At 55.2% G+C, this 24,833-nt stretch carries 26 protein-coding genes; 18 read left to right on the forward strand and 8 right to left on the reverse strand.

Annotated elements, in window-relative coordinates; all coding sequences use genetic code 11:
- Nucleotides 1-21: 21 nt before the first annotated feature.
- The 9 genes from Q1M54_RS11005 to Q1M54_RS11045 all read left to right on the forward strand — a co-directional run bounded on the left by Q1M54_RS11005 (nucleotide 22) and on the right by Q1M54_RS11045 (nucleotide 9,701).
- Nucleotides 22-1,152, forward strand: a complete 1,131-nt coding sequence (locus Q1M54_RS11005) for a glycosyltransferase (RefSeq protein ID WP_300557205.1) — start codon at nucleotides 22-24, stop codon at nucleotides 1,150-1,152.
- On the forward strand, nucleotides 1,149-1,991 hold the full coding sequence (locus Q1M54_RS11010; RefSeq protein ID WP_300557206.1) for a class I SAM-dependent methyltransferase: 843 nt from the start codon (nucleotides 1,149-1,151) through the stop codon (nucleotides 1,989-1,991). The genes Q1M54_RS11005 and Q1M54_RS11010 overlap by 4 nt, the downstream gene beginning before the upstream one ends.
- A 3-nt stretch (nucleotides 1,992-1,994) precedes the next feature.
- Nucleotides 1,995-3,938 (forward strand): asparagine synthase (glutamine-hydrolyzing), encoded by a 1,944-nt coding sequence (gene asnB, locus Q1M54_RS11015; protein WP_300557207.1) that lies wholly within the window; start codon nucleotides 1,995-1,997, stop codon nucleotides 3,936-3,938.
- Nucleotides 3,939-3,943: 5 nt separating this feature from the next.
- Complete coding sequence (locus Q1M54_RS11020) at nucleotides 3,944-5,065, forward strand: glycosyltransferase family 4 protein (protein WP_300557208.1); 1,122 nt, start codon at nucleotides 3,944-3,946, stop codon at nucleotides 5,063-5,065.
- A complete protein-coding gene (locus Q1M54_RS11025) occupies nucleotides 5,062-6,030 on the forward strand; it encodes an SDR family oxidoreductase (RefSeq protein WP_300557209.1) in 969 nt (322 codons plus the stop codon). Before Q1M54_RS11020 ends, Q1M54_RS11025 begins: the two co-directional genes overlap by 4 nt.
- Complete coding sequence (locus Q1M54_RS11030; protein WP_300557210.1) at nucleotides 6,027-6,587, forward strand: sugar transferase; 561 nt, start codon at nucleotides 6,027-6,029, stop codon at nucleotides 6,585-6,587. The genes Q1M54_RS11025 and Q1M54_RS11030 overlap by 4 nt, the downstream gene beginning before the upstream one ends.
- Nucleotides 6,587-7,189, forward strand: coding sequence for an acetyltransferase (locus tag Q1M54_RS11035; protein ID WP_300557211.1), 603 nt, complete (start codon nucleotides 6,587-6,589; stop codon nucleotides 7,187-7,189). The genes Q1M54_RS11030 and Q1M54_RS11035 overlap by 1 nt, the downstream gene beginning before the upstream one ends.
- A 134-nt stretch (nucleotides 7,190-7,323) precedes the next feature.
- Nucleotides 7,324-9,375, forward strand: a complete 2,052-nt coding sequence (locus Q1M54_RS11040) for a nucleoside-diphosphate sugar epimerase/dehydratase (RefSeq protein ID WP_300557212.1) — start codon at nucleotides 7,324-7,326, stop codon at nucleotides 9,373-9,375.
- Between the two features lie 20 nt (nucleotides 9,376-9,395).
- Complete coding sequence (locus Q1M54_RS11045; protein WP_300557213.1) at nucleotides 9,396-9,701, forward strand: hypothetical protein; 306 nt, start codon at nucleotides 9,396-9,398, stop codon at nucleotides 9,699-9,701.
- Nucleotides 9,702-9,725: 24 nt separating this feature from the next.
- On the opposite strand, the gene rfaH is transcribed toward Q1M54_RS11045, so the two are convergent.
- The 3 genes from rfaH to Q1M54_RS11060 form a co-directional block, all read right to left on the reverse strand.
- On the reverse strand, nucleotides 9,726-10,223 hold the full coding sequence (gene rfaH, locus Q1M54_RS11050; protein ID WP_300557214.1) for a transcription/translation regulatory transformer protein RfaH: 498 nt from the start codon (nucleotides 10,221-10,223) through the stop codon (nucleotides 9,726-9,728).
- A gap of 89 nt (nucleotides 10,224-10,312) precedes the next feature.
- On the reverse strand, nucleotides 10,313-11,380 hold the full coding sequence (locus Q1M54_RS11055) for a hypothetical protein (RefSeq protein ID WP_300557215.1): 1,068 nt from the start codon (nucleotides 11,378-11,380) through the stop codon (nucleotides 10,313-10,315).
- Complete coding sequence (locus tag Q1M54_RS11060; RefSeq protein WP_300557216.1) at nucleotides 11,373-11,675, reverse strand: helix-turn-helix transcriptional regulator; 303 nt, start codon at nucleotides 11,673-11,675, stop codon at nucleotides 11,373-11,375. The genes Q1M54_RS11055 and Q1M54_RS11060 overlap by 8 nt, the downstream gene beginning before the upstream one ends.
- A 78-nt stretch (nucleotides 11,676-11,753) precedes the next feature.
- Here Q1M54_RS11060 and Q1M54_RS11065 point away from each other — a divergent pair, with 78 nt between their 5' ends.
- The 4 genes from Q1M54_RS11065 (at nucleotide 11,754) to Q1M54_RS11080 (ending at nucleotide 13,443) form a co-directional block, all read left to right on the forward strand.
- Complete coding sequence (locus Q1M54_RS11065; RefSeq protein WP_300557217.1) at nucleotides 11,754-12,266, forward strand: NUDIX domain-containing protein; 513 nt, start codon at nucleotides 11,754-11,756, stop codon at nucleotides 12,264-12,266.
- A gap of 88 nt (nucleotides 12,267-12,354) precedes the next feature.
- The gene (locus tag Q1M54_RS11070) at nucleotides 12,355-12,627 is read left to right on the forward strand and encodes a VanZ family protein (protein ID WP_300557218.1); all 273 of its coding nucleotides are present in this window, start codon (nucleotides 12,355-12,357) and stop codon (nucleotides 12,625-12,627) included.
- On the forward strand, nucleotides 12,624-13,112 hold the full coding sequence (locus Q1M54_RS11075; RefSeq protein ID WP_300557219.1) for a WbuC family cupin fold metalloprotein: 489 nt from the start codon (nucleotides 12,624-12,626) through the stop codon (nucleotides 13,110-13,112). Before Q1M54_RS11070 ends, Q1M54_RS11075 begins: the two co-directional genes overlap by 4 nt.
- 82 nt (nucleotides 13,113-13,194) lie before the next feature.
- Nucleotides 13,195-13,443 (forward strand): hypothetical protein, encoded by a 249-nt coding sequence (locus tag Q1M54_RS11080; protein WP_300557220.1) that lies wholly within the window; start codon nucleotides 13,195-13,197, stop codon nucleotides 13,441-13,443.
- Nucleotides 13,444-13,947: 504 nt separating this feature from the next.
- On the opposite strand, the gene Q1M54_RS11085 is transcribed toward Q1M54_RS11080, so the two are convergent.
- The 3 genes from Q1M54_RS11085 to Q1M54_RS11095 form a co-directional block, all read right to left on the reverse strand.
- Complete coding sequence (locus tag Q1M54_RS11085; RefSeq protein WP_300557221.1) at nucleotides 13,948-14,382, reverse strand: helix-turn-helix domain-containing protein; 435 nt, start codon at nucleotides 14,380-14,382, stop codon at nucleotides 13,948-13,950.
- A 271-nt stretch (nucleotides 14,383-14,653) separates the two neighbouring features.
- Nucleotides 14,654-15,862 (reverse strand): UxaA family hydrolase, encoded by a 1,209-nt coding sequence (locus tag Q1M54_RS11090; protein ID WP_300557222.1) that lies wholly within the window; start codon nucleotides 15,860-15,862, stop codon nucleotides 14,654-14,656.
- Nucleotides 15,843-16,085 (reverse strand): UxaA family hydrolase, encoded by a 243-nt coding sequence (locus Q1M54_RS11095; protein ID WP_300557223.1) that lies wholly within the window; start codon nucleotides 16,083-16,085, stop codon nucleotides 15,843-15,845. The genes Q1M54_RS11090 and Q1M54_RS11095 overlap by 20 nt, the downstream gene beginning before the upstream one ends.
- A 124-nt stretch (nucleotides 16,086-16,209) precedes the next feature.
- Between Q1M54_RS11095 and Q1M54_RS11100 the strand changes: the two genes are divergently transcribed.
- From Q1M54_RS11100 to Q1M54_RS11110, 3 genes are read left to right on the forward strand one after another with little or no spacing between them, the layout of a single operon-like run.
- A complete protein-coding gene (locus Q1M54_RS11100) occupies nucleotides 16,210-16,977 on the forward strand; it encodes an ABC transporter permease (protein ID WP_300557224.1) in 768 nt (255 codons plus the stop codon).
- Nucleotides 16,974-17,777, forward strand: coding sequence for an ABC transporter ATP-binding protein (locus tag Q1M54_RS11105; RefSeq protein WP_366146256.1), 804 nt, complete (start codon nucleotides 16,974-16,976; stop codon nucleotides 17,775-17,777). The genes Q1M54_RS11100 and Q1M54_RS11105 overlap by 4 nt, the downstream gene beginning before the upstream one ends.
- A gap of 48 nt (nucleotides 17,778-17,825) precedes the next feature.
- Nucleotides 17,826-18,839: an ABC transporter substrate-binding protein gene (locus Q1M54_RS11110; RefSeq protein WP_300557225.1), complete on the forward strand. Its 1,014-nt coding sequence runs from the start codon at nucleotides 17,826-17,828 to the stop codon at nucleotides 18,837-18,839.
- Nucleotides 18,840-18,926: 87 nt separating this feature from the next.
- Here the strand turns inward: Q1M54_RS11110 and Q1M54_RS11115 are convergent, their stop codons facing one another.
- A complete protein-coding gene (locus Q1M54_RS11115; protein ID WP_300557226.1) occupies nucleotides 18,927-20,096 on the reverse strand; it encodes a mandelate racemase/muconate lactonizing enzyme family protein in 1,170 nt (389 codons plus the stop codon).
- Nucleotides 20,097-20,133: 37 nt separating this feature from the next.
- Here Q1M54_RS11115 and Q1M54_RS11120 point away from each other — a divergent pair, with 37 nt between their 5' ends.
- Nucleotides 20,134-21,753, forward strand: a complete 1,620-nt coding sequence (locus tag Q1M54_RS11120) for a GMC family oxidoreductase N-terminal domain-containing protein (protein WP_300557227.1) — start codon at nucleotides 20,134-20,136, stop codon at nucleotides 21,751-21,753.
- A 60-nt stretch (nucleotides 21,754-21,813) separates the two neighbouring features.
- Nucleotides 21,814-23,271 (forward strand): NAD-dependent succinate-semialdehyde dehydrogenase, encoded by a 1,458-nt coding sequence (locus Q1M54_RS11125; protein WP_300557228.1) that lies wholly within the window; start codon nucleotides 21,814-21,816, stop codon nucleotides 23,269-23,271.
- On the opposite strand, the gene betC is transcribed toward Q1M54_RS11125, so the two are convergent.
- Nucleotides 23,238-24,812 (reverse strand): choline-sulfatase, encoded by a 1,575-nt coding sequence (betC, locus tag Q1M54_RS11130; RefSeq protein WP_300557229.1) that lies wholly within the window; start codon nucleotides 24,810-24,812, stop codon nucleotides 23,238-23,240. The genes Q1M54_RS11125 and betC overlap by 34 nt on opposite strands.
- Nucleotides 24,813-24,833: the final 21 nt, after the last annotated feature.

A 24,833-nucleotide genomic window follows, 5' to 3' on the forward strand; every position in this document is an offset into this window, starting at 1 on the left:
ATATATTAAAAATTGCAAACAATGAAGATTGTTCACATTATTAGCAGCCTTAGGACCGGTGGTGCTGAAACAATGCTTGCCCGGCTCATTCGAGGAATGCCTCAGCATAGCCATGTCGTGATCACACTGACAACAGTTGGCCCGTTGGGTGAGACATTAAAAGCGTCTGGTTACAAGGTTCATGACATTGGTCTAAGGGCAACAACCGCATGGTATGCCTTGCCTCGCTTGTGGTTTCTGGTCCGGCGCGAATCCCCTGATATTGTTCAAACTTGGATGTACCATGCTGATTTATTGGGGGGCTTGATAAGTCGCTTAGCGGGTGTGAAGCAGATAGTTTGGAACGTGCGAAATACAGAGATCCCGCAGGGTCGCACATCAATGACCGGCCTTATTATCAGGCTGTGCGCGGTTATCTCAACATGGCTTCCCAAGGCCATAATATGTTGCGCAAATGCCGGACTAGAAGTACATGCTTCTAAGGGTTACAAGCGAAACAAAATGCTCGTTATACCAAACGGCTACGATATTCATGAGTGGCAGCCAAATGGTGTCAGTAAATTGGAGATGCGCCAAGATTTTGGTCTTCCTGGCGACGCCTTCATTGTCGGAATTGTCGGGCGGTATGACTCGTTGAAGGGCTACGATGTATTCATCGAGGCCGCAGCTCTTATCGGAAAGGTTGTTCACAACGCCATTTTTCTGATGATTGGTCGCCACGTAGAGGCCAGCAATATTGAACTTCGTAGCTTGATCGAGAGCCGTGGAGGTGATGCTGTTTTCCTACTGCTGGGCGAACGCAGTGACATCTCCCAACTTATGTCCACCATGGATGTGTACTGTCTCTCCTCCAGAGCCGAAGGCTTTCCTAACGTGGTGGCGGAGGCCATGTTGATGCAGGTGCCCTGCGTTGTGACCAATGTGGGAGACGCGGCGCGGATCGTCGGGCAAACAGGCTATGTTGTTCCACCTGGCGAACCGGATGCTATCGCTAAGGTAGTTTGTTCATTTGAACGCATGGGTGAGGAGCTACGCCGCGCTGCCGGCGAAGCTGCACGCCAACGTATTGTCAATCACTATGGTATTGAGGTGGTCTCAAAGCAGTATGAGCAGGTTTATAAAAAGTATGCGAAGAAATTGGAGCTTGAATGAACAACGTCAATAAAGACTCTAAGACGGTCGCGGGATTCGGCGACGAATGGGAGCGTTTCGACCAGTCAGATCTCGAGGCCAATGAGCACGAAAAATTATTTGAAAAATATTTCAAAATTTTTCCGTGGGACGTTCTACCTTCGAATGCCGAAGGATTTGATATGGGTTGTGGAAGCGGGCGATGGGCAAAGCTTGTAGCGCCCAAAGTTGGCAAATTGCATTGCATTGACCCAAGCTCTGCAATTCATGTTGCAAAACGAAATTTAGAAGGGCAGTCTAATTGCCTGTTTCATCAAGCGGGTGTCGATGACGCCGCTCTTCCTGAAAGTAGTATGGATTTTGGTTATTCCTTGGGGGTGTTGCACCATGTGCCTGATACTCTCCAAGGGGTTCGTGATTGCGTGAGTATGCTTAAGCCTGGTGCACCTTTTTTACTTTATTTGTATTATGCATTGGACAATCGTTCAGTCGTGTACCGCTCCTTATGGAAAACAAGTGATTTTTTGAGGCGTTTTGTCAGCAAATTACCCCACGTGATGAGGTATGCAGCAAGTCAGCTTATAGCGGGATTTGTCTACTTGCCGTTAGCGCGTTTTGCAGCCTTGATGGAGAAACTGGGTATGTCGGCCGCTAAAGCTGCTTCTCTTCCTTTGGGGTTCTATCGAACCCTAAGTTTCTACACGATGAGAACGGATGCATTGGATCGGTTTGGTACTCGCTTAGAGCAACGTTTTACGCGCAAACAAATCGAATCGATGATGCAAGCCGCAGGTTTAGAAAATATTCGTTTTTCGGAAGATTCTCCCTATTGGTGTGCTGTGGGTACACGGAGAAAATAAAATATGTGTGGGTTTGCTGGCTTTCTAGTTTCAGAAAATTCCATCCAAAATATTGATGCTAATAGCGTGCTGCATCAAATGGCGGATGCTATTATTAAAAGAGGCCCAGACAGTGATGGCTATTGGGTAGACGATAGTGCCGGTATAGGGTTGGCGCACCGACGCTTGGCAATTGTCGATTTGAGTCCTGCAGGTGCGCAGCCGATGACTTCAAGAAGTGGGCGCTATGTTTTGGCCTTCAATGGCGAGGTTTACAACCATTTGGGCTTGCGCGCTGAGATTGAGCGATTCAGAGGTCAGCCCCACGCCTGGGGGGGGCATTCAGATACCGAAACGCTGTTGGCAGGCTTTGACGCGTGGGGTATCGAAGGCACTTTGCAGCGTGCAATAGGGATGTTTGCCTTTGCCGTGTGGGACAAACACACTCGCACCCTTACGCTTGCTCGTGACCGCTTGGGTGAAAAGCCGCTTTATTATGGCTGGCAAGGGCAGGGCGCGCATGCAGCCTTTTTGTTTGGATCTGACTTGTCTGCATTGCGTCGCCACCCAGCGTTTTTAGCGGACATCAATCGCGATGCCTTGGCCACGTTCATGCGCCACAACTGCATTGGTGGCGTCGATTCCATTTATTCGGGCATTCATAAGCTAGAGCCGGGGCACATGCTCTCAGTGTCTTTGGCTGCGCCTAAGCCAGTGGTGCGCGCCTGGTGGTCAGGGGCTGCGGTGGCTCGACAGAACGTGGCCCATCCGTTTGCGGGTACGCCCGATGAGGCGATTGATGCCTTAGAGGCTTTGTTGCGTGATGCGGTGGGCCAGCAAATGATGGCTGATGTACCGCTGGGGGCGTTTTTGTCGGGCGGTATTGATTCGTCAACGGTGGTAGCGCTGATGCAGGCGCAGTCCAGCAGACCGGTACGCACTTTCAGCATTGGTTTTAATGAGGCGGGCTACAACGAGGCTGTGCATGCCAAGGCTGTGGCTCGGCATTTGGGCACAGACCATACCGAGTTGTATGTCACGGCTCAGCAGGCTTTAGATGTGATTCCCAAGCTGCCCAGCTTGTACAGCGAGCCTTTTGCCGATTCGTCTCAGATTCCCACTTTTCTGGTCAGTCAGTTGGCGCACCAGCACGTAACGGTGTCCCTCTCAGGCGATGCAGGCGACGAGCTGTTTTGTGGCTACAACCGTTACCAAATGACAGCAGGGCTGTGGAGCAAGTTGTCGCGCATTCCACGGCCTTTGCGGCAGATGATGGCAAGCTTAATCACCACTGTGCCCCCCTCCGCATGGGACAAGTTGGGGTCGGTTCTGTCCATGTCTCGTGTGGGTGACAAGTTGCACAAAGGTGCGGCCGTGTTGGGCAGCCGTTCGGTGGCTGATTTGTACCGTGGCATGGTGTCTCATTGGGCGGACCCAGCCAGTGTGGTGCTGGGGGCCACAGAGCCTGCCAGTGTGTTATCCGGGGCCGCGCCCAATTTACAGGGGTTGAACGATGTCGAGCGGATGATGGCGCTGGACATGCTGAGTTATTTGCCAGATGACATTTTGGCCAAGGTAGACAGGGCCGCCATGGGCGTGAGCTTGGAAACGCGGGTGCCGTTTTTGGACCATCGGGTGGTGGAGTTCGCGTGGAGCCTGCCGCTGCACTACAAGCTGCGCAACGGTGTGACCAAGTGGCCGCTGCGTCAGGTTCTATACCGTCATGTACCGCGTGAGTTGATCGAGCGGCCCAAAATGGGCTTTGGCGTGCCTATTGACCAATGGTTGCGAGGGCCGTTGCGTGATTGGGCTGAAACGTTACTGAGCGAATCTCGCTTGCGGCAAGAAGGCTTTTTTGACCCAGCTCCGATACGGCGCAAGTGGGCCGAACATTTGTCTGGCCAGCGCAATTGGCAATATCACTTGTGGGATGTATTGATGTTCCAGGCTTGGCTGGAAGAAAACTAGTCACGATGAAAAAGCTGCTTTTCATTTTGAATGTGGATTGGTTCTTCCTCTCGCACCGTTTGCAGATTGCGCTGGCGGCTCAGAAGGCGGGCTTTGATGTGCACATTGCCACGGGCATTACCGATAAGTTGGGTGTTTTGCAGGCGCATGGCCTCAAGGTGCATCCCTTGGGTTTGGTGCGTGGTGGTGTGGGGCTGCTGAACGCAGTGCAAACCGCTTTTGACTTGCGGCACATCATCAATCATGTAAAGCCCGACGTGGTTCATTTGGTCACCATCAAACCGGTGTTGCTAGGCGGCTTGGTGGCGCGGTGGATGCGGGTGCCGGCCTTGGTGTCGGCGGTGTCGGGTCTGGGTTATGTTTTCACAGCTCATGGTTTGAAAGCTCGACTGCGGCAGAGACTGGTGGGGCTTGTTTACGGCTGGGCTTTGGGGCATCGCAATCAGGCGGTTATTTTTCAAAACCCGGATGACCGCGACACCTTGATGGCCGCGACTGGCTTGCCCCATTCCAAAGTGGAGATGATTCGTGGCTCGGGGGTGGATTTGGCTCAATACGCAGTGGTCCCAGAGGTGGCTGGTGTGCCGGTGGTGTTGTTTCCGGCCCGTTTGCTCGCTGACAAAGGGGTTTTTGAGTTTATGGCGGCAGCAAGGTTGCTGCGCGCAAAAGGGCTTTCTGCGCGTTTTGTGTTGGCGGGCTTGGTGGATACGGCCAACCCCACCAGCGTGACTCAGGAGAAGCTGGATGCCTTGCTGGAAGAGGGGGTGGTGGAGCATTGGGGTTACCGGTCTGATATGCCTCAGGTCCTGGCTAGTGCCAGTGTTGTTGCTTTGCCATCTTATCGTGAGGGCATGCCCAAGGCCTTGCTGGAGGCGGCAGCATGTGGGCGAGCTGTTGTTACCACCGATGTACCTGGCTGCCGCGATGCGATTGAACCCGGCGTAACCGGCCTGTTGGTGCCTGTGCGTGATGTAGCGGGTTTGGCGTACGCGATTGAGCAGCTGCTGACCCACCCCGAGCAGCGCAAGGCGATGGGTTTGGCCGGTAGGCGTTTGGCCGAGCAAGAGTTTGATGTGCACGCCGTGGTGGACAAGCATTTGGCCATTTACCAGAGGTTGTTGGCATGACGTTATCTATGGGCAAGGTATTGGTAACAGGCGCCACTGGTTTTGTGGGTGGGGCTTTGGTCAAGCGGCTTGCTGGTGAATACCCATCTGGTGATGTGCTGGCAGCTGTCCGGCTCAAAGGTGTTGTACTTCCCGAAAGTGTGACGTCAGTTTTCGTAGGGAATTTGCTGGCCACAACCGACTGGCGCGTAGCTTTGCAGGGTGTGAAAGCCGTGGTGCATTGTGCGGCGCGGGTTCATGTGATGCGAGAAGAGGGCGGTGACCCATTGATGGTTTACCGGCAGGTGAATGTGGAAGGCACACTTAATCTGGCAAGACAGTCGGCAGCTGCCGGTGTGTCCCGGTTTGTGTTTGTCAGTTCAATCAAGGTGAATGGCGAGGTCACCCCGCCAGGGCAGCCGTTTTCTGCGGAGGATGAGCCGGCGCCTCTGGATCCGTACGGCGTTTCAAAGCTGGAGGCCGAACAAGGATTGCGTGAGCTAGAAGCCAAAACCGGCATGGAAGTGGTGATCGTGCGGCCTCCACTCGTGTACGGCCCTGGGGTTAAAGCCAACTTTGCTTCTATGATGCGTTGGGTGGCGCGGGGCGTGCCCCTGCCTTTGGGGGCCATACAAAACGCCCGCAGTATGGTGACCTTAGACAACCTTGTGGATTTGCTGGTCACTTGCCTGAAACACCCCGCTGCAGCGGGGCAGACCTTTTTGGTGTCAGACGGGGAAGATGTGTCCACCAGCGAGCTGTTGCGCCGCACAGCACAGGCTATGGGTAAAAAGGCGTTGCTGTTGCCTGTGCCTGCGTTCGTGCTGGATTTGAGTGCATCCCTGCTGGGTAAGCGCGCGGTGGCGCAGCGCCTGTGTGGTTCTTTACAGGTGGATATTGAGAAAACCCGCCGGCTGCTGGGCTGGTTCCCGCCCCTGTCACTGGACCAAGGGTTGAAGAAAGCCGTGGAGGGCATGAAACCGTGAAACGGCTGTTCGATTTGGTGTTGGGGTTGACGGCTGCAGCCCTGTTGCTGCTGCCTATCGTGGTAGTGGCCGTGCTGGTGCGCTTGACATCTCCGGGGCCGGCCCTGTATTGGTCTGACCGGGTGGGCCGGTACAACAAGATCTTCAAAATGCCCAAGTTCCGCAGCATGCGGGTGGGCACGCCTGCCGTTGCCACGCACTTGCTGGCCAACCCCAAGGCACACCTTACGCGCATCGGCTCCTTTCTTCGCAAAAGCAGCCTGGACGAACTGCCCCAACTCTGGAGCATTCTGGTGGGTGACATGAGCTTCGTCGGCCCCCGGCCCGCCTTGTTCAACCAGCAAGATCTGATTGAGCTGCGCACTCAGAAAAACGTGCACACCCTGGTGCCAGGCCTCACCGGTTGGGCCCAGGTGAACGGACGCGACGAACTGCCCATTCCCCAGAAAGTGGCCTTGGACGCCGAATACCTGCATCGCCAGGGCTTTTGGTTCGACATAAAGATTTTATGGCTCACCTTTTTGAAGGTTGTACAGCGAGATGGGGTGTCTCATTGATGGCCAAGACTCGATTGCTGGTGGTCGGCGCGGGTGGACATGGACGCTCGGTAGCAGAGGCTGCTGAATTGTCTGGTCAGTTTGAGGTGGTGGGGTTTCTGGACGATGCACTCCCGGCCGGCAATTCGGTGCTCAATGTGGCTGTGTTGGGGCCTATGGTCAGCATGGGCCATCACAGGGCTGCGGCTGATCAAACTATTGTGGCCATTGGCAACAACGCCATTCGCGAGAAGCTGATTCAGCAATTGGCCGCAACGGGTTTCGCTTTAGCGACAGTCGTTCACCCTCGGGCCATCGTGTCGTCCAGTGCGGTGTTGAGTGAGGGCTCTGCTGTAATGGCCGGCGCCATTGTGGGTACTGAAGCCCGCCTGGGCATGGGTTCCATAGTGAACTGCGGCGCCGTGGTAGACCACCACGCCATCGTCGAAGACTTTGCCCATCTGGGTGTGAACGCCAGCATGGCCGGTGGCACGGTGCTGGGGCGCGGCGCCTGGATGCAGGCCGGAGCAGCGCTGGGTTACGGTGTGACGGTTCCGGCAGGGGTCACGCTGGCCCCCGGTGAGGCAGTGGATAGCAAGACCAACAAATACCAGAATGACTAATCAATCAAATTCAGATTTCGGGACTCGGGACTCGGGACTCGGGACTCGGGACTCGGGACTCGGGACTCGGGACTCGGGACTCGGGACTCGGGACTCGGGACTCGGGACTCGGGACTCTTGCGGGATTTCACATCATGGGTGAAATCATGATCCGCACTTTGAGTCGTTTTGCAGCGCCTGCCTTGGCTTTGCCCCGTGCGGTCAAGCGTGGTGTCGTGCTGGCTTTGGATGCGGGCCTTTGTATTTTGTCAGTTTGGCTGGCTTTTTACCTGCGCAGCGGTAGTTTCGCGCCACTGTCTGGCCCAGCCATTTGGCCAACAGTGGCCTCTGTTGCGTTGGCTTTGCCGGTTTTCATCACCTCGGGTCTGTACCGTGCCATCTTCCGCTACAGCGGCTTGCCTGCGATGGTGGCGGTAGGGCGTGCCATGCTTTTGTATGGCCTGGCTTTTGCGGCCATTTTTACCTTTTGGGGTGTGGATGGCGTGCCGCGCACGGTGGGCTTGATTCAACCCATACTGCTGTTGCTCTTGGTCGGTGCATCACGCGCTGCGGCGCGGGTGTGGTTGGGGGGGCTTTACCACCAGCAGTTGCGCAAGGCTTCTTTGCCGCAGGCACTCATTTATGGGGCGGGCAGCGCAGGCCGCCAGCTCGCCTCAGCCATGGCCAATAGCCCAGAAATTCGGGTGGTGGGTTTTCTGGACGATGACGACCGGTTGCATGGCCATGTGTTGAACGGTCTGCCCATTCACAACCCAGCCGATTTGGCCGAGGTGTTGAATGGCACCTCCATCACCGATGTGCTGTTGGCCTTGCCAAGCGTGTCGCGTCAGCGGCGTAACGAAATCTTGAATGAGCTCAAGCCCCACAAAGTGGCGGTACGCACCCTGCCAGGCTTGAGTGACATTGCCACAGGCAAGGTGAGCCTGAGCGATGTGCGAGAGCTGGACATTGACGACCTGCTGGGCCGCGAGCCGGTCAAGCCCAACGGCCTGCTGCTCAACCTGAACACCCACCACAAAACCGTGCTGGTGACCGGGGCGGGGGGCAGCATTGGCAGCGAACTGTGCCGTCAGATCCTCAAAACCAACCCCAAGCAACTGTTGTTGGTGGAGATGAGTGAATTTGCGCTCTATCAGATTCACCAGGAGCTGCAGGCATCGGTTGCTGGCGAAAGGGTGAACGTGAACGAGCCGGTGGAGGGCGATGCGGCTGATGCGCAAAAAGCTGATGCTGGGCCAGACATTGAAATCGTGCCTTTGCTGGCCTCGGTGTGCGATGAAGTACGCATGCAGGAGATCATGGACACCTGGAAGCCGAACACGGTGTATCACGCTGCTGCCTACAAGCATGTGCCTCTGGTGGAGCACAACCCGGCCGAGGGTGTGAGGAACAACGTGTGGGGCACACGGGTGTGTGCCGAAGCGGCCGCGCGAAACGGTGTGCGCAACTTTGTGCTGATCAGCACCGACAAGGCGGTGCGGCCGACAAATATCATGGGCGCGACCAAGCGCTTGGCAGAAATGGTGTTGCAGGCCCTGGCCGAGGTGAATGCGGCAGTAACCGCTCAAGGGGGTAGGGCGCCTACTGCAAAGACCACCTTCTCCATGGTGCGCTTTGGCAATGTGCTGGGCTCCAGTGGTTCTGTGGTGCCGTTGTTCCGCGAGCAGATCAAGAACGGCGGCCCCATCACGCTCACGCATGCCGACATCACCCGCTACTTCATGACCATTCCCGAGGCAGCGCAGCTGGTGATTCAGGCCGGTGCCATGGGGCAGGGCGGCGATGTGTTCGTTCTGGACATGGGCCAACCCGTCAAGATCATCGACCTGGCACGCCGCATGGTGGAACTGTCTGGCCTGACGGTGCGCGATGAGTTGAACCCCAGTGGCGACATTGAGCTGACCGTGACTGGCTTGCGCCCCGGAGAAAAGCTCTACGAAGAGCTGCTGATTGGCGACAACCCCAAGCCTACCCAGCACCCACGCATCATGAAGGCGCATGAGCAGTACCTCACTTGGCCTCAATTGGAGGGCAAGCTCAACGCCCTGAGCATGGCCATGAGCGTGAACGATGTGCCCGTCATCCGCGCCTTGCTCAAAGACCTGGTCAGTGGCTACCAGCCCAGTGGCGAAGTGGTGGACTGGGTGCACATGGCGCTGGAGCGCGAAGCGCTGGCCAATGAGTAAATTGGGCTGATGGGCGGACGATGAAAATCTTGTCAGACCTCGTCAACATGCTCATGCCCAGGAGCGATCCGTCCGTGCTCTACGTGAGCATTGACGAACTGCCCAACCCGCGCGATTGGGGCACTGTGGACTTTATTGCCGGCAACAAGCTGATCTTCAGCGAAGACATTGACTTGGCCGCACCCAACACCGACGCCATCGAGGCCTTGATCGGCCAGTATTGGCAAGAGATCCAATCCAGCGGTTACCAGCGGATCGAATACAAAAACGTGTCCGACTGGGTGCAGAAAAAGATCGAAGAGAAGCTGGCTTCTGGTCGGCGCTGACCCAAATCTGCCTTTTGGTCTGGCTCAGTTGACTTTGCGGATGCTGGCAGGCGGCACGGCCATCTTGACCTGCTTGCTCAGAATGTTGAGCAGCACCATCACCCGGCCTTCGGCATCGGCCATTTGGTAGATGGCCTCCACCCCCACAAACGGCCCATCTGTCACCACAACCTGTTCACCAGGCTCAAAGTGACGCAGTTGCACCTCGGTCGAATCGGTTTTGACCTGCAGCTGGGAAATCAGCTCGTCTTCAATCTTGGCGGGCGTTTGCCCAAACGTGACTAAGCGGCTGACGCCAATGGTGGAGCGGATAGGCGCCCAGCTTTGTGATTCCAGCCCAGTGCCCAGGCGGATGAACAGGTAACGGGGGAAAAGCGGCTCTTGCACCACCTGCAAGGCACCCCGACGCAGCTTTTCTACACGGATCAACGGCAGAAAACACGCAAAGCCTTGGCGCTCGAGGTTCTCCAGAGCAACCCGTTCTTGGCGGATCTTGGTGTGGATCAGATACCAGTTGCTCATCACAAGGCCTTTTTCTTACAGATTCGACAACGGATTCTACCGGTTTGGGTGACCGGTAACTGACAGGGAAGCCAGTAGCTGGGCCGTTTTCAGCTGCGCCGGTCAAAACCAGCGCGATCCCAAGGCCAGATGTCCTGGTTGTAGCGGTTGCGCACTTTGCGGACCAGTTTTTTGGAGAGGGTGTCGGTGATGCCGCTGACGAAATAGGCGCGTTTTTCTGCATACGCCCCCCTGCGCTCGGGGTCTTGTTCGTAGGTCAGGCCTTCGTGCTGTTCGGCCAGTTTGGCCCGCTCTTTGAGTATGGCTGCTGAGTTGAAGACCCAGTCCACAAAGTCGATTTCTTCAGGCGTCCAGTCGCAGCTAGGCGCATTCAGATACTCGGCTGCCCATTCGATACCGTACCGGTTGCTGGCGTGCCAGTACAGGTGCTCCGTCAACACCGTTCTGCCTGTGAGCCCCTCCGCAATGTAGGGGTTGGCCGCGATCCCGCGCCGGATGTAGGTGCAGGCAGACACGTAATCCCCACCCCTGAAAGCAATCTGCCCAGCCTGGTACCAGTGGGCCGGTGAGTCTGGTGAGTGTTCCAGAAAATGCCCCAGCGCTGAGCGGGCATCGCCCAGCATCATGCTGATGTCGCCCACCAGCATGCGAACGCCCAGGTTGTCGGCCGGACACCAGGCCAGCATTTTTTGGGCGAGCTGCTGCGCGGCTTTGGCATCACGACGGTCCATCAAGCCCAGCAGATAGCCGTGGGCCACCCTTAAAAATGGGCGGTTGTCGACTTCTGACCAGCTGATCTGACCCGAGTAGCCTTTGGGGATGAGGGAGCTGGCTTGCTTGAATGCCTTGGCCCAAACCTCGGTGGCTTCATCCCGCATTTCGAGCGTCCACAGGCGGTTGGCCAGGTAGTTCTGCAATTCCAGATTGCCGGGCGACTGGGCCAGCAGTTTTTGGGCGTGCAGCAGGGCCTGCTTGTCGTTGATGCGGCCGCAGTCTTGGTCGTTCATAAGCTGGTCCAGTGCTTCTTCCTGCTCCCAGTTGCGCGAGAAGCAGCCAAACTCGACGAGTTCGTCGGTGTCGAAGTCTGGCTCTTGGCGGATGGTGAAGGTCAGTCCTTGGCTGTTGGAATTTTTTTGGGCGGTGGGCTTTTTAGGCATCTTGAGTGCTTGGGTAGGACGGCTGAGGCAAGGCAGGCGTAGTAGTTGTGTAAACCCGGCCTTGCGTGGCGATGTAGCGGCGGATTTCTGGAGCCATGTGCTCTGGCACAAGCATGACACTCAGGCCCATGGCCTCTGTAATGCGCTCGATGGACGACAGGCGAGGATCGCGCTTGCCGCTCTCGATCTCGGACAAGTGCTGCGGCGACATGCCCGTGGTAGCCGAGACCGCCTCCAGTGTCAAATGCCGCTGGTTGCGCTGTCGGCGCAAGGCTGAGGGAATGAAAGAATCCATATGCGGTAGAGTAGCTCAAGTGTTTGGAATATTTTCATATGATCGTATGAATTCGATTTTTTCTTAATTTGTGAATGTATGGTTCAAATGAATTCGAGTGGTTGGTTACCTGATAAGGAGTTCGCAAAGGCGGTTAATGCTCTGCCACTGGTCTCGGTGGATCTGGTGCTGGTGAACAAGGCTGGGCAGATGCTGCTAGGCCTTAGAAGGAACGCCCCTGCGCGTCATTGGTGGTTCACGCCCGGAGGTAGGGTGCGCAAGAACGAGCCGTATGAGGCGTGCCTGGTTCGAGTGGCCATGGGAGAGTTGGGGCTAAAGGAGCGGGATGTTCAGGGCGCTCAGCTGATGGGTGTCTGGGATCACTTTTATGAAGACAGCGCCTACAGCCCTGAGGTGTCAACGCACTATGTGAATCTGCCGCATGTGTTCCAGCTGAAACAACCGCTGGAACTGGATGCTTTGCCTGCTGATCAGCACAGCGGTTGGCGCTGGCAGGATGCGAAAGATGCCGTTATTGCAGAGGATGTTCATCCGTACGTCAGGGTCTATGCTCAGTGGCTGTTTGACCACGGTTCTTATCGGGGTGCTTGAAGTGCTGGTGATGCGTGTCGGTTGGTATTTGGCGATGGCGGCAGTGACGGTGCTGGCGCTGATGCCCATGTAGCATTTGCAGCTGCCGGTGTTTGAGTGGTGGGACAAGGCGCAGCACGCCCTGGCCTTTGTGGTGCTGACCGGCTGGGCCTTGCTGCTGTGGCCAACGCATGCATTGCGCGTGGTGTTGGGGATGCTGGCTTATGGCGCAGGCATTGAAGCCGCGCAGTGGGCCGTTGGCTGGCGCTTTGCCGAATGGGCCGATCTGGCGGCAGATGTCGTGGGTGTGTCAGTGGCTTGGTTGGTGGTCAACGGCTGGTGGCGTTTTCAAAGCTGCAAACAGGAGGGGGCAGTTTCATGAGCGCACGCGTTTTTACGTTTGACCAATTCGCGGGCTTGCACGATCAGGCCAAGGCTTCACCCCGGCTGCGACAGCACCTGAACACCCACGCCAGCCATGAAGCGCCGTTCCAAAGGCTATTCATTGCATTTGGTCTGGACAGTTATGTGCGGCCCCACCGGCATCACTTGGTGCCCAAAGACGAAACCCTGGTGGCAGTGCAAGGCTTGTTGGGTGTGCTGGTGTTCGACGATGCAGGTCAGGTTGTTCAGCAATTCAAACTTGGCACACAAAGCCACGCAGGTCCAGACGTCGGCCCCGTGGTGGACATGCCAGCCGGGACTTGGCACACCGTGCTGGCCTTGACGCCCGATGCTGTGCTGCTGGAAGGCAAGGCCGGACCGTTTGACCCGCAGGGGCCGCGAGAGTTTGCTGACTGGGCTCCGCAGGAGGGGACGGATGAGGTGCTGGGGTTGTTACGGGAGTGGCGGCGGCTCTTTTTGTGACAGAGGCATGCCGTTTGGGTGGAAGGGGTAGCAACTGGAAATAATTCGTGATTCAATAACAATTATTCATGCGGAGGTTGTTATGTCGAAAAACACAAAGCAGTCATCGGCTCAAATCGCCAAATTGGCGGCGGAAACGTTGCAGGACAAGCAAGCTTCACAAATTGCTCGAAGCCTTGCAGCATCAGCACTGTCCCAAGTTTCAGGTGACAAGCAAACCGGTGCACAGATGGAAGACAAGGCCGCCAAAGTATTGGCTAGTGATCATTATTCCGCTGCGACGAAGCAGCTTGCCGCGTCTGTCTTGGCTCAGGCCAACAAAGAACGGTGATGTTTTCAATGCCAGATCCCCAATGAGGAAGCCATGACGCCAATTTATGATGCCAACGTCCAACAGGTCGCATGGTTTGACGGAGAGAACCTGTTCGACCTAGGGCTAAACTGGATCGCCTTTCATAGCAGTGGGCACATTTTTTCAAGCAGTAACCTGAGGTGGCTCGGTCCTTTAAATGACGGTTCACTTCAAGACCGAAGTGGCAAGGTTGTAGGGTGGCTTGCTGGTTCGCAGCCCTCAAGTTCGCTGCGCCCCCTGACTCCATTGCAGCCGCTACGGCCTTTGAATCCGCTGCGCCCGCTGAATCCATTGCGCCCATTGCAGCCGCTTCGGCCGCTTAATCCTTTGGGTGGCTGGTCATCTACATCTTGGCAGCAGTGGCTGGCGTGAACGGGGGGATAAAAGACTGTTCGATATGGACAGTTGGTAGCGTTTCGCTGCGGCGGCTCAATTCCGACCACTCGGTCGCGATGTCAGGGCGATGATTGAAGTGGTGACCAATCAATCAGCACAGTCCGGGTGTGAAGATATCCACTGCGTATCTTCAGCAAAAGGGCTATACAAGACGGTCATAACCGGAGAGGCCGAGTCTAGCAATGCCATCTGTGCCTTGACCTTTGGAGGAGACGACCGGGTCAGTCGCTGCAAATAGGCTTGAATTTTGGCCCGTGATTCTTTGCCGCCGAGGCAAGCGGCCTGAATCTGCTCAAGGCTGGCTTCGCCTGCATGCCTTAGATACAGCAAAATTTCTTCGATGCCTGCGAAGTTGGAGCGGATGAGCTTTTCGTAGTCCTCAACGTCCGTCAGAGGGTACATGACCTTTTTGCCGAGCTTGAGGTATTCAGGCCCCACATTGATGGTGCGCCAGCGTTGCAGTGTTTTGGGGCTCATGCCCCAGCGGGCTGCCAGTTCGATTTCGTTCAGGGTTGTGGTCACGCCGGGCGCTCCTTGATGTCACGGAGCTGCATTCACGCGTACTTCGGCGCAGAAGTCGAGTGAATTTTGCTGCGCAGCCTGGGGATGACTGGCGCTACACAACCACCTCTGTTCCGCTCATTTCCTCTCTAGCGCTCGCTAGCCTGTTTGAGCGGGAATAGAATGGTCGTTGGTGGACATGCCACCACTACCAACAAATGGAAAAGCCACTGATTTCGGTCAGTGGCTTTTTTTATTCAACTAGCCTTCCGAGAACCGCATCTGAGCAGATTCAAAACACGGGCAATGAACGTGGAATGATGAATTGTCCCTCTCCCCATTTTTCTGTTTTTGTGACGAGCCCATTCGCTGTGTCCAGAACAGTCTGGAGCACTTGATTGCCTCCTTCGGCAAGGGACATTTCTCCTGTGATGAGGCTGCTGAGGTCGACATCAATTCCATCTGACCAGTGCTTCACGGTCTGAGGGTTTCCGCAGAGTTTGAGCGTGGGCGTCAGTGGGTTACCGGAAGGATTGAAAACGCCCATCGAAAACAGCGTGATCTGAGCGCCTGCCGCCACCATACCGGTGATGGAGCAAGGGCTGAAGAAAGGTGTATCCATGAAGTAAAGCCCAGGCCCTCCGGGGGATTGCCCGAAAGACAGACAGCCTTCAAAATGCGCGTTGCCAATCTTGCAAACCGCCCCCATGGTTTTTTCTATCAGGGTCGTGAGACCGGCCTCAATGTTCTCGGCTGTGGGATTCACGCCACGGTAATGGTCACCATCTTGGGCCATGCGCGCCTCGGTGATGGCGATGCAGTTGATGATGGCCTGCGCTATGTCTGGCGACTTGGATTGAGCCCGTACCACCTCTTCGCCGCCAATGAATTCAGCGGTTTCCGAGACGATGACGCGTGCGCCCTGTGCAATCGCAAGGTCCACAAACTGACCTACTGCAGGGTTTGAACAGACGGCACTGGAGGCATCAGAGCCGCCGCATTCCAAGGCGAAGGTCAGCGTTGAAAAAGGGCAGGGAACTCTTTCTTGACCACGTAGCTGTTGACTCAATCGCTCGAGCGCTTGGCTGGCCAGCGCAATGGAGTTTTCCACTCCCTCGCCGTCCATCACCGCGAGCACCTCAACGGGCTTGTGAGACACACGTTTTTGCCAAGCCTGAGCCGATCGCCGATCGTGGCACAAGACCAGCGCTGCGCCGATATTGGGATGTTCAATGAGTTGTTCAATAACTTGATTTTGTAATTGCGCATCAGCAAGTTGCAGGCCTCTTTGAAAGTCCCCTTTGATTTGCAATACGGACTCACCATGGCCTGCTTCGTGGCGCTGGGCTGCAAGTTCGGCGATACGGTTGCTCAGTGCAACGGTTGAAATGACCGCCAGGTGGTTTCGCACGCCTACGAGGCCACCTGGCCGGACAAATCCCATAAAGCTGAGGCCGCCATTCAGGGCGGAGGACAGCAGCTCAGCAGCAATTGTGGACATGAACGTGCTCCCCTGCCTGGATCGTTGTTGTGGCTTTGCCGATGGCCACGCCATACTTGATAACGGCGTGCCCTTGGGCAATGTCGTGGCGAGCCACTTTATGGCCAAAAGGAATCGACGCCTTCAACACGAGCCCATCTCGCGTGGTCTTCTCATCGGTTTGAAAGTCCAACAAGGTACTGACGTTGTCACTGGGATGAACGGTAAGGCTGATGCGGCTCATGTTGAATTTTGAGTGATAAAAATCTTTGGATTAGCTTGGATAAAGCGGCTCGGGAAAACCCTAAGTTTTAAAGTATGTACTATGGTACCATAGGGCTAGAAAAAGGGATTGGAGCGTTTTTACCATGCCTCGTTTGCGCCATTTGGGTCTCCTGCTGCTGCCTTGGTTTTTGTTGATTGCTTTGTGGCATGGCGTTGCAACTTCGGGCCTCGTGAATCAAGGTCTCATGCCAACGCCGGGACAGGTTGCTAGCAAACTGATCGAATTGTTGTTTGGTGGCAGACTGGGCATTGACATTTTGAAGTCGACCCAGCGTGTCACGCTGGGCGTCACATTAGGCATTGCGGTGGCTGTGCCTGTCGGATTTCTGATTGGGTGGTACAAAAATGCCCGAACGTTTTTAGATCCACTGATCAATTTTTTTCGGGCGTTGCCACCCATTGCGTTGATTCCTTTAGTCGTGGTGTATTTCGGCATCGACGAACCCGCGAAAGTCGTGATTCTCTTTTACGCCAGTTTCTTTGCGGGCGTGATTGTGATGTACGAAGGGGTTTCCCAGATCAGCCCCATCTACATCAAGGTGGCCCGCACCTTGGGCGCGACTGAATGGGAAATTTTCTCAAGGGTGATCCTGCCAATGACCACGCCCCACATACTGACCGCCTTGCGGGTTGCTTTGGGCGTGGCCTGGGCGACCTTGGTGGCTTCGGAGTTGGTGGCTGCACAGCAGGGGCTGGGTGCACTGATTCAAAGTGCTGGATCTTTCTTCCAGATTGACGTGATTTATGTCGGCATTGTTTGCATCGGTGTGGTCGCCATGTCGATGGACATGGGCTTGCGTTCCGTCACCCGTCGCATGGTCCGCTGGCAAGAACGAGTGGAGGTCCAATGACTGCACCGCGCATCCAGTTTGACAATATATCTTTTGATTTCCAAACCGACAATGGGCCCTTGAGGGTGGTGGACGATGTGTCCTTGGATATCCGTGAAAACGAGTTCATTTGCGTCGTTGGCCCCTCAGGCTGTGGCAAAACCACGCTGATGAACCTCCTTGCGGGTTTTGCCAAGCCGACCGAAGGACGTCTGACGCTGGATGGCAAGTCGATAGAAGGCCCGGGTCGCGATCGCGGTGTCATCTTCCAGGAATATGGGGTTTTTCCGTGGTTAACGGTAGAGCAAAACATTCTTTTTGGTTTGAAGCTGTCAGGCAGCAAAACCCCTGCTTCCGAGGCTGAATCGGTCTGCCGCAAGTATCTGGAATTGATGGGCCTGACAGATTTTGCGAAGGCTTTTCCCAAAACACTGTCTGGGGGTATGCGTCAACGCTTGGCGATTGCACGCGCCTATGCGGCCCAACCGGAGTTCCTGTTGATGGACGAGCCTTTTGGTGCGCTCGACGCTCAGACGCGTTCAAAGATGCAGAACTTGCTGCTGGAAGTTCTTCAGCGTGAAGGCAAGACAGTCATGATGATCACACACTCTGTGGATGAGGCGGTGTACCTTGCCTCCCGTATCGTGGTGGTCACCGCAAGGCCCGCACGCATCAAGGAAATCATAGAGATTCCGTTTGGCTACCCGCGCAGCGAAAGCCTGCACGAGACGGCCGAGTTCATCGCGATCAAGGCACATGTCCGCGATCTTGTGATGGCGGAGTATGAAGTGCAGCAGCGACTGGGTATCGCCGCGGGTTAAGGATTCAGTCAGGTCATTTTTTTCACTCACGATGCAAAGGAAAATCTCATGAGCAACAACATGCAAATTCGTCGTCGGGATATCGTCTTGGGCCTGGGCGCTGCGGGCTTGTCCAGCATTGGGGCACCGGCCATAGCGCAGCAGCGCACCAAAATCCGTGTGGGTTATGTCGATACCCTGGCGGTCACAGGCCAACTGTGGACTGGCGTTCACCGTGGGCATTGGGAAAAAGAGCGCATTGAATTTGACCCGGTCAAATTCAACACGGGTCTTGAGCTCTTCAACGCCATGATTGGCGGTAGCTTGGACATGTTGTCCACTGGCGCAGTGATTTCCAACTTTCCCGCGCGCGGGCAAGGCAAGGCTTTTTTGATCAACAACATTGAGTTTGCGACAGCGCAGCTGTGGATTCGAGAAGACCAAGGGGTCAAGACATGGGCTGACCTGAAGGGGAAAAAAATTGCCACCACCTTGGGGACCACGGCCCACGTGTTCCTGGATGCGGCATTGCGCGCGAATGGGCTGGACCCCGCCAAGGATGTGGAGCTCATCAACCAAGGCATGCCGGTTGCGGTCACTTCATTCATCTCTGGCGCTGTCCCGGCTGTGGCTTTGTGGGTGCCTTTCAATATGCAGGTCCGCCAGCGCGTGCCTAGCGCCAAAATGTTGGTGGATGCCTCGGCCTATTTCCCCAAGTCTGCGATCGTCGGCGGTTGGGCGACACGTGCCGATTATTTTGAAAAAAATCGCGCCGTGGTCGCACAAGTCGTGCGTGGATGGGCTGCGGCGAACGACGATTTGATCAAAAATTCGGCCAGCATCTTGCCTATCATTCAGGCCAAAAATTACGAACAAGTGCCATTGGCTGAATTACAGGAGCAGTTCAAGGCGTCCAAATACCACACGGCAGCCGAGTGGCAAAAGCTCTACCAAGACGGCACCGCCGTGGGATGGCTGCAGCAAGTGACCGATTTTTATGCCCGCTTCGGGGGGATTCAAAACCCAGTGCCCGCAAAGACGTATTTCGACACTTCTTTGCTGTTGAACAACGTCAAGACCTGATGCGGGGCATTATTTGAAACGTGTGTTCAACTGATCTGATGCTTGGGCGAGCGGCTCCAAGCCGCTTGATCCCCCTGTGCAGGCGTGTCAGCTCTGTTGGCACGCCAAAGAGAGGGCATCGAGGTCCGGTTCAACCCCAAGTCCGGGATCTTGCGTCAATGTGATGAACCCGTTGTCGATTTTTTGCAGTGCCGGTGCGAGCAGGGTTCGCAGTGGATTTTCATTGGCATCTACTTCGAGCAAACCGTCACCGCCGGCAGCGGCAAGCAGATGCGCTGATGCCATGAGTCCAATACCGGCGCCTAAATAATGTGGGCAGTAGCGTAGACCCCGTGAAAGCGTGTTTTGAGTGACGGCCCAGGTCGCAGAGATGCCCCCCCATTTGGCAATATCGGGTTGCAATACATCAAATGCTTTACTAGCTAGGGCAGACATGAAACTGGCGGATCCCAGCATGTTTTCGCCTGCAGCCAATGGAATGCGGGAATGCGCTTTGAGCGCCTGCCATTGATGCATCTCACTGTCACATCGAAGAGGTTCCTCGAGCCACCTCAATCCGTAAGGCTCTAATTTCGGTATGGTTTCTAGCGCTTGGGCCAGGTCCCAAGCTTGGTTGACATCGGCCATCAGTTCAAGTGAAGGGCCTAGCCACTCACGCACGGATCTCAGGTTGGCGATGTCTTGCTCGGTGTCAAATCCGATTTTCAATTTAAAAGCGCGAAAGCCTTCTTGGTGCTTCTTTTGGACAGTTTGCAATGAGCCATCGGGATTGATGCCGCTGGCATACACACCAATTCGCGCATTGGATCCTCCCAGCAATTGATACAAGGGTAGTTGGGCCCTTCTTGCGCACAAATCCCAAAGCGCTATGTCGACGCCAGCAATCACTTGTGCCACAGGTCCAAGTTCACCCGATTGGAGGGCAAGAACATGTGTTTTCGAACTCGCTTCTTCAAAGGCATAAGCAGGGTGGCTAAAGTCTTTGTTCAACAACAAAGGTGCCACAACGGTTTCAAGTAACTTGGCACGGTGCTCGGCACCACAGGCTGGAAAATTGCACCAAATTTCGCCCCACCCTACATGGCCATCGGCGCTTTCTGCTCTGACAAAAACTGCGGGTCGATCGTGCATGATGCCAAACGAAGTTTTCACCGGGACGGGGCTAGGGCACCGAAATACCAAAGCGTTCAGACTGATGAGGCGTAAATTCAGTGCGCTTGGAGCTGCTGATGAAGTTGGCAAAGGTAATAGTTTCATAGCAGGTAGTCTAAAGGTATGGCATATAATACCTTTGATGAAAAATGCAAGCAACTCTTTGGGTTTTGACTACATCATTGTGGGCGCAGGGTCCGCAGGTTGCATATTGGCCAATCGGCTCAGTGCCAATCCGAATTGTCGAGTGTTGTTGTTGGAAGCGGGTGGCCCCTCACAAGGTTTTTGGTTGCGATTACCGGTAGGCTACTTCCGCACCATCAATGACCAACGTTTTTCGTGGCAATTTCCTGTGCAGTCGCAGCAAGAGACGGCCAATCGTGCCATGACCTGGCCGCGCGGCAAAGTTTTGGGTGGCTCTAGCGCGATCAATGGCTTGCTGTACATCCGTGGTCAACGCGCAGATTACGACGATTGGTCTGCACTTGGCGCCAGTGGATGGTCTTACAACGAGGTCTTGCCGTTCTTCAAAAGCGCCGAATGTTATGAAGGTGGCGAGAGCGAATTCCATGGTTCAAAAGGTGAACTGGGCGTTTCCAATTTGCGCAATGACCATCCTTACTGTGAGGCTTGGCTGAAGGCTGCCCAACAAGCCGGCCATCCCTTGAACGAAGATTTCAATGGCGCACAATCCGACGGCATGGGCCGATACCAGTTAACTTTAAAAGGCCACTGGCGGTGCGATGCAGCAACGGCATTCCTCAAGCCCATCAAAGCCAGAACGAATTTGACCATCGTGACGCATGCTCAGGTCACCAAGGTCGTGGTTGAAAAAGGGCGCGCCTCTGGCGTTGAATGGCTTGCCCAGGGACAGCTGCAAAGAGCCAAGGCGGACACAGAAGTGGTTTTGTCGGCGGGCGCGCTTCAATCGCCGCAGTTGCTTCAATTGTCTGGCATTGGACATCCCGATTTGCTACAGCGCTTTGGGATCCCTGTCGTGGCGCAAGCGCCAGAGGTGGGCGAAAATTTGCAAGACCACTATCAAGCGCGCGTCATCGTGAAGTTGCGAAAAAAACATTCACTGAACGACGATGTGCGCAACCCCATTCGTTTGGCGCAAATGGGGGCGCAGTGGTTGTTTCAAAAGCGTGGTCCCTTAACAGTGGGTGCCGGCCAGGTGGGTGGACTGGCTTGCACCGAATATGCTGAAAATGGAAGAGCCGATGTGCTTTTCAATGTCATGCCGTTGTCGGTTGATAAACCTGGCGATGCTTTGCATCGCTTCTCAGGCTTTTCTGCTTCGGCTACCCAATGCCGGCCACTGTCGCGCGGTCACGTCCAAATCAATTCTGCAGACCCACTTGCTGCGCCCAGAATCTTGGCGAATTATTTGCAAAATCCGCACGATGCCAAAGTTCTGGTGGCTGGCTTGAAGCTGCTGCGTGAAATTTTTGCGCAGCCTGCTTTCAAAGAACTGGTCACAGGCGAAGAGCATTTTCCGGGTAATCACATCACCACGCCTTTGGCGTTAGAGCAGTTCGCACGCGAAAAGGGGGGCACGGTTTACCACCCTGTTGGCACGTGTCGCATGGGCGAAGACGCCAACGCGGTGGTCGATTCGCGTCTGAGGGTGCGAGGCGTGGATGGCCTGCGAGTCATCGATGCCTCTGTCATGCCGCGCATGGTGTCAACCAACACCAATGCCGCAGCCATCATGATAGGTGAAAAGGGTGCAGCCATGATGCTGGAAGACGCTGTTTAAACGCCGGACCGATGCCATACGTTGTAGGGCAAAGTTTTTTTATTTTGAAGTGAATGATCCATGTCCAACTATCCCCATGTTCAGCTTTACATCGATGGCCACTGGCGGGAGGGTGCTGCTGCGCGTAAATTGCCGGTGCGCAACCCTGCCACAGGCGAGGTCATGGGCGAGCTGGCTTGCGCCGAAACCTCTGACCTTGAAGAAGTCGCACAAGCCGCCCATCGTGGCTTTGATGTGTGGCGAAAAATCAGTGCCTTTGACCGCTACAAAATGATGCGCAAAGCTGCGCAGTTGTTGCGGGACAGAGTGGAAACGGTGGCCCAGCTCATGACTTTGGAACAAGGCAAACCCTTGGCCGAAGCCCGCATGGAAGTGATGGCGGGCGCTGACACCATTGATTGGTTTGCCGAAGAGGGCCGCCGAGCCTATGGCCGTGTTATTCCCGCGCGCCAAATGGATGTGTACCAATTGGTCATCAAAGAGCCGGTGGGTCCAGTAGCAGCGTTTACGCCTTGGAACTTTCCCATCAATCAAATTGTGCGCAAGCTTGCTGCCGCCTTGGCTGCGGGTTGTTCCATCATCGTCAAAGCGCCAGAGGAGACGCCAGCGTCACCCGCAGAACTGATCCGTGTATTCATAGATGCGGGCGTGCCATCTGGGGTTGTGAATTTGGTCTACGGCGATCCCGCGCACATCTCCACATACCTCATTGCCCATCCAGCCATTCGTAAGATTTCCTTCACGGGTTCAACGCCTGTTGGCAAACAATTGGCGGCCATGGCTGGGCAGCACATGAAGCGCATGACCATGGAGTTGGGTGGCCATGCGCCGGTCATCGTATTCAATGATGCCGACATTTCACTGGCTGCCAAGACCATGGCCGCCAGCAAGTTTCGCAATGCAGGGCAAGTCTGTGTGTCGCCCACGCGTTTCTTGGTTCAAGAAGGTGTTTTCAACGAATTTGTAGACCAATTTGTGATGCACGCAGAGAAACTCAAAGTGGGCAATGGCATGGAGGCCGACATCACCATGGGACCCTTGGCCAACCCGCGACGCGTAACGGCCATGCAAAATTTGGTGGACGATGCCGAGCAGCAAAATGCCAAACTCAAAACTGGTGGCAAGCGCTTGGGCAGTTCAGGTAACTTTTGGACACCTACGGTTTTGACTGAATTGTCCTTATCGGCTCGCGCAATGTCAGAAGAACCGTTTGGCCCTATGGCCTTGATCAATCCATTCCATACTTTTGACGACGCGGTGCAAGAAGCCAATCGCCTCCCATTCGGGCTGGCTGCTTATGCATGGACACGATCGGCTAGAACGGCGCAGCAAATTGCAGCGTCTGTACAAACGGGCATGATTACCATCAACCATTTGGGCTTGGGCATGCCCGAAACACCATTTGGTGGTGTGAAAGATTCGGGCTATGGCTCAGAGGGTGGCACTGAAGCCTTGGAGGCTTACCTCAATCCCAAGTTTGTATCTCAGGCGGGTTTGTCAGACGGCTTGTCTGGTTGAACGGGTTCGACATATGGAAACCTAGCGCGGGCCTTCACACTGGTGGGACCCGCGGTGCCAGAGCCGCGTATAAAGCGCTGGGTTTCATCCACAAACGGTTGGTACGCCCAGTTGGGTGTTTTGCTTGAAGCATTGGCCACCTCGGCCAAAAACAAGCGTTCCTTTTGGCTGGCCAAAATGCGGGCATGCATGGTGGCTGGATCCCAATCTTCTACCAAGCGCGCGTGCAACTGCTGCTGCACGTCGGCATGTTCAGCTTTTCCTGCCAAGTCGTGCAATTCGTCTGGATCTTTTTCTAGGTTGAAAAGCATGGGTGCCAAGCCGTGCGTGAAAATGTATTTCCAAGGTCCGTCACGCAGCATGCGTGAAGCGGCACTGACACCCTCCGAGCTGTACTCTGAAATCACACACCGATCATGGCCTGCATCTTCGCCGGTTAGCAATGGCACAAGGCTTTTGCCATGCAATGGTCCGACGGGTTCTGGTGCTTGATTGCTGTAGGCCAGGTCCATAAACGTAGGGAGCAGGTCGACCAAAGAAACGTGTGCTGAAACACGTGCCGGTGCGAAGCGTTGGGGCATGGACACAATCATGGGCACGCGCACAGAAGATTCGTAAAAGCTTTGTTTGAACCACATGCCGCGCTCTCCCAGCATTTCCCCATGGTCCCCACAAAACACCACCACGGTATTGTCATCTAGCCCTGTTTCTTTCAAAACTTCTAAAATTTTTCCAATCTTTTCGTCCACATAACTCACCATGCCGTAGTAGGCATGACGGGCATTCAAAACTTGGTCGTCAGATACGCTGTAAATGTCTTGGGCGTGGGCTACATAGAGCCATTGACTGTGTTCGTCAAGCTCTTCAAAAGGAATGGGCGGCACACGCGGTGCATCAATGTCTTCACTGCGGTACAGGTCCCAATGTTTTTGCTGAGCCACAAACGGCGGATGTGGATGCGTGTAAGACACCGTGAGAAAGAAAGGTTTGTCTTGCGGTGCACGTGCCAAGTCGTAAAGGCACTGAGCGCCCTTGTATTCCACCTCATCGTCGTAATCGATTTGCATGCTACGCACGCAAGGACCAGCTTCTAAGACGGGGCGCATGCTGACACCGGTTGGGCGATAGGCGGGGCCTTTGAGCCAATCGGGGGTCCAGGCAAAATCAGCAGGATAAATGTCTGTGGTGAGGCGCTCGTCGAAGCCATGCAATTGGTCGGGACCAATGAAATGCATTTTTCCGCACAGAATGGTCCGATACCCTGCATGCCGCAGGTAATGTGCCATGGTGGGCATTGCTGCTGGAAACTCAGAAGCGTTATCGTAAGCTGCTATGGAGTGGGGTAGTCTGCCAGAGAGCATTGAAAAACGTGACGGTGCGCAAATTGGAAAATTGCAATAGGCGCTGTCAAATACCACTCCACGCGCAGCCAGCGCGCTCAAATTCGGCGTCTTGACCAACGGGTGCCCATGAAAGGGCAAGGACTGCACGGCCAACTGGTCTGCCATCACCAGCAAAATATTGGGTTGCTCTTTGCTCATTGGATAAATTCTTGGTGTGGA

This window comes from Limnohabitans sp. Rim8 (assembly GCF_943326455.1).
Lineage (GTDB): Bacteria > Pseudomonadota > Gammaproteobacteria > Burkholderiales > Burkholderiaceae_C > Limnohabitans_A.